Here is a 3,800-nt window from a genome sequence, read left to right on the forward strand (position 1 = left end):
CAAATGCGTCTACCACGAATTCAAGTATCAGGCCGCGTCATGGGGTAAAGCTCGCCGTGTTATCGTATGTTCTACTCATACGGCAGATGAGCTAGTTCCCTGGAACCACGCATTCGTAGTGACCAGCCTGGCCTCCGAGGCTCCAGAGACTTTGTTCAAGACCTATAGACAGCGGGGCAATGCTGAGAACCAAATTAAGGAGCTGAAATGCGGGTTTGGCTTTGACAAAACAGACAGCTCAACTTTTGCACGGAACACTGCACGAGCCTTGATCACCGGTATTGCCTATAACCTGGTTCAGCTCTTTAAACAGCTCTTTGTCTCGGAAGACCGTCGTTCAACCATCTCCTCGCTACGGTTCAGTCTCTTTCACATCGCCGGTAGGATTACTTGGCACGCCCGTCGTGTGGTGATTCATCTTGCTTCTAACTATGTTTACAAGAACTGGTTTAGTCGGCTCATGGACGAAGTCCATCAGTTGGCGACCTGAACTGAATAACTGAATAGGTCGTGCGTCGAGCCGAAAACTGGGTCGGTCTGTTCGTGGTGCATCGATCACCAACTTCTCCGCTCAGTCAGTATTCGCAACGATCCAAACGTTGCTTTCAGACCGGCCAGATGCGATTTCATGTCCCCAATACCGAGGTGAATAATCCAGGTTAGAAGTAGTCGGTTCATCGCTGAAGATAGTGTCTTTGTATTGATCCGCAAGTTGTGGTGTCTGGTAGAAATTGGTATCGACAATTTCTTGTGCGCCAGAGGCCATGGCCAGTACAGGCTGTTGCGTACCGTTGAGATCTCGGGATTCAACCCAGTAGAATTCGCCAGCGCCGGCAGTTTGAAACCATCCCCTGAGGCTGATCATCGGGACGTTTGCGCCTGGCGCAGTTGACAACATTGCGCTTTGCCAACGAGCATGAGGCGACTCACTAATTTCATTGCTGATGTCGCTATTAGACATCAGCAATTGTTTGTCGGCTTTCGTGTGTTCATTTTGCCAATGGACCGGTAAAGGTTTATCGTCGAAGGCAATTGAATTTTCAGTAATGATCACTGTATATTGTTTTTCATACGACCACCCGTACCAAGTCCCGATAAAGTTTGATGGAAATACTGGTTTTGCTGCGGAACTGGTTGAATGTTGACTTGAAGCATTACTGGTGAAAACGGCTGGATTTCCCTTGAGAATTTGTTGATAGCCGGTTTTGAGTTGTTCATTTTTCGTTTGACGCACCGAAAGTCGTCCGTTTTTGATGGCATCTTGTGCGATCAGAACCTTACCCGTTCCGTTTGCCTTTAACGTAAATAAATATAAGCGGTGTTTTTCGCTGTCAGCATAGGCCGCAATAATATTTGTCGCTTTAGAACTTGCATGTTTTGCTGAAGGAAACCAGTTTGCAGATTGATGCGCATCGTCAACTGTGAGTGATAAGTGATGCTTGATCGCAGTTGAAAGATTTTTTGAGTACCACTGTGTCTTTGACGTTGAACTGACAATGGTGTAATTTTGATGCTTTGCTTTTGCGAAACTTTGCATGAATTCGGATAAATGGTGGTCCTTGGTCTTATTCCAAGCGATTGTTGTATGGTTTTGAGCACTAACGATGTTGCTTGAGGTCGTTGCAGAAGAGCTTGTGACATGAGGCGTCACTTTAAAATGGACGAAGACGCCAAAAATAATCGCTGCCATGATACCAATGAAGCAGCCAGATAGCGCCCCAATACCAGATCTTTTTGCCTTAGCAGGCTGTTCGTGAATCCAGACGAGAAATAATATGAGGCCAACAATTGGCAAGAACAAACCTAAGAAAAACCACCCAATGCTCGCTGATTCTTGTTTAGCGTCGCTACGTAATCTGCTCATGATAAAACTCCCCCTACCCATTCACTGTATTTTCCATCAAAATGAATTCGCTTTCAAGCCTGACAATGTTGAGATTATATGGCAAAGATATCGGCCTTAAGCCTGACGCGACGTGCAGGCGTCATGGTACACTAAAGATATCTAGAGAGGGGTTAACACAATGCAAAGCAAACGATTGAGTCCCGTGGCGATCACTGGGCTGATCATCGCAGCCGTTGCGGTGATCTTCGGTATTTACGGCGTCAGCACCTACAACAGCTTAGCCAAGCAAAATCAGGAAGTCACTGCCCAATGGAGCCAAGTGGAAAACGTCATGCAACGGCGCGCCGACTTGATTCCAAACTTGGTCAATGCCGTTAAAGGGTCCATGAATCACGAAACCGAGATTTTTGACAACATCGCCAAAGCGCGCAGCAACTATAACAATGCGACCACGACCAAAGCCAAGGCGACAGCAGATAGTCAATTACAAGCCCAAACGGCTAATTTAATTTCTGTGATCAAAGAATCTTATCCGAAACTGTCTTCTCAAGCCAATGTCCAAACCTTGATGACCCAACTGGAAGGTAGCGAAAACCGCATCAGTACTGAACGGCAACGCTATATTGAAGACGTGAAGGCCTACAATCAAAGTGTTGTGACCTTCCCGAAGAACATTTTTGCCAACATGATGGGCTTAGGCCAAAAGGCGACCTTCAAAGCCGATCCATCAGCTAGCGAAGTGCCAAAGGTCGATTTGAACAACTGAAAGATGTGATGAAATGAAAAAGCATCGCTGGTGGCTCCTATTATTGCCACTATTTATGTGGCTGTTTGCAGCGCAGCCGGTGCATGCCGCCACCGTGCCAGACAAACCATCTGGCGTGAATTATTATGATGGCTTGAATTTGTTAGATGATCAAAGTAAATCCTTGATCAATTCGACGAACAAGACTTGGAGCAACACCACCCAACAACCGCAAATCGGCGTGGCCGTGGTGAAGTCCAGCGGCGGCGATATCGCGTCGTATGCTGCTGATATTTTGCACAATTGGGGTGTCGGCAATGCTAAGCGTAACAATGGGGTCGTGATCGTGTTTGCCAAAAACAGTGGCAAAAATAACATGTTCATTTCCACCGGTTACGGCATGGAAGCCGATTTAACTGACGCGCAAGCCGAGCAGATCTTACAAGCGCATTTATCAGACATCAAATCGAAATCTGATGCGCGGGTGAATACCGCGATTCGCGGCGTGTTCAAAGATGTTGCTAAAGTCATCGACAAAAAGTACAAGTTCAAATCGGCCACCACTGACTCAGATGCGGAAACTGAACAACAATCAGAGTCCCGTAGTAATAGTTTGTTCAGTGGCATTATTAAAGTGGCGTTTGGCGTGGTGATCGCCATTATTATTCTGCTGTCCATGGGCGGCGGTAATGGTGGTGGCGGTGGTCGAAGACGTCGCGGTAACAACGACTGGATCTTGTGGGGCATTCTTGGCAGTTTGCTCAGCAGTGGTCGTCGCGGACCACGCGGACCGTTTGATGGCGGTTCAGGTGGCGGATTTGGTGGTGGCTCCGGTTGGGGCGGCGGTGATGGCGGCGGCGGTGGCGCTGGCGTTTAACCACGATAACTAAAAGTACAATGAGAACACTCAGGCGACTGGTCTGGGTGTTTTTGCTTGCTTGAATTGTCAAGCTAAGTGGAACATCTCTGACCAGAAGACTTCAAGCGAAGATTTCCATCCGAACATCTTGCGTGGTCGAGTGTTGATTTGCCACACCATTCGGTTGATTTCCTCGTCTGTGATCGTAGCGATGTCTGTTCCTTTGGTGTCATCGCGCAGTTTATACCGTTCCGATTACTCAAATAAGCGTCAAATAATTCCAGCCCCGATCTGCCGGACTACCGAAATTATTTGACGCTATTTTTATGCACGAAAATCCGGCGATTGAC

4 protein-coding genes and 1 pseudogene are annotated in these 3,800 nt (G+C 47.4%); 3 read left to right on the plus strand and 2 right to left on the minus strand.

Annotation, left to right across the window (positions count from 1 at the left end):
* Positions 1-490 (plus strand): transposase (locus ACKTSG_RS13780; RefSeq protein WP_407893424.1); only part of this gene is annotated, 490 nt, incomplete at its 5' end.
* A gap of 81 nt (positions 491-571) precedes the next feature.
* Here the strand turns inward: ACKTSG_RS13780 and ACKTSG_RS13785 are convergent.
* Positions 572-1,864: a DUF4767 domain-containing protein gene (locus ACKTSG_RS13785; RefSeq protein ID WP_407895566.1), complete on the minus strand. Its 1,293-nt coding sequence runs from the start codon at positions 1,862-1,864 to the stop codon at positions 572-574.
* 160 nt (positions 1,865-2,024) lie between these two features.
* On the opposite strand from ACKTSG_RS13785, the gene ACKTSG_RS13790 reads away from it, so the two are divergent.
* Positions 2,025-2,612 (plus strand): LemA family protein, encoded by a 588-nt coding sequence (locus ACKTSG_RS13790; protein WP_407895568.1) that lies wholly within the window; start codon positions 2,025-2,027, stop codon positions 2,610-2,612.
* Between the two features lie 13 nt (positions 2,613-2,625).
* Positions 2,626-3,468 (plus strand): TPM domain-containing protein, encoded by an 843-nt coding sequence (locus tag ACKTSG_RS13795; protein ID WP_407895570.1) that lies wholly within the window; start codon positions 2,626-2,628, stop codon positions 3,466-3,468.
* A 69-nt stretch (positions 3,469-3,537) separates the two neighbouring features.
* Here the strand turns inward: ACKTSG_RS13795 and ACKTSG_RS14365 are convergent.
* Positions 3,538-3,675 (minus strand): annotated as a pseudogene (locus ACKTSG_RS14365) (IS30 family transposase); the annotation flags it as partial.
* Positions 3,676-3,800: the final 125 nt, after the last annotated feature.

The organism is Lacticaseibacillus salsurae (assembly GCF_045862175.1).
GTDB lineage: Bacteria > Bacillota > Bacilli > Lactobacillales > Lactobacillaceae > Lacticaseibacillus > Lacticaseibacillus salsurae.

Bases quoted from the DNA above. Each gene is read 5' to 3' on its own strand.
- ACKTSG_RS13795 (WP_407895570.1), top strand. From the start codon at position 2,626: ATGAAAAAGCATCGCTGGTGGCTCCTATTATTGCCACTATTTATGTGG.
- ACKTSG_RS13790 (WP_407895568.1), top strand. From the start codon at position 2,025: ATGCAAAGCAAACGATTGAGTCCCGTGGCGATCACTGGGCTGATCATC.
- ACKTSG_RS13785 (WP_407895566.1), bottom strand. From the start codon at position 1,864: ATGAGCAGATTACGTAGCGACGCTAAACAAGAATCAGCGAGCATTGGG.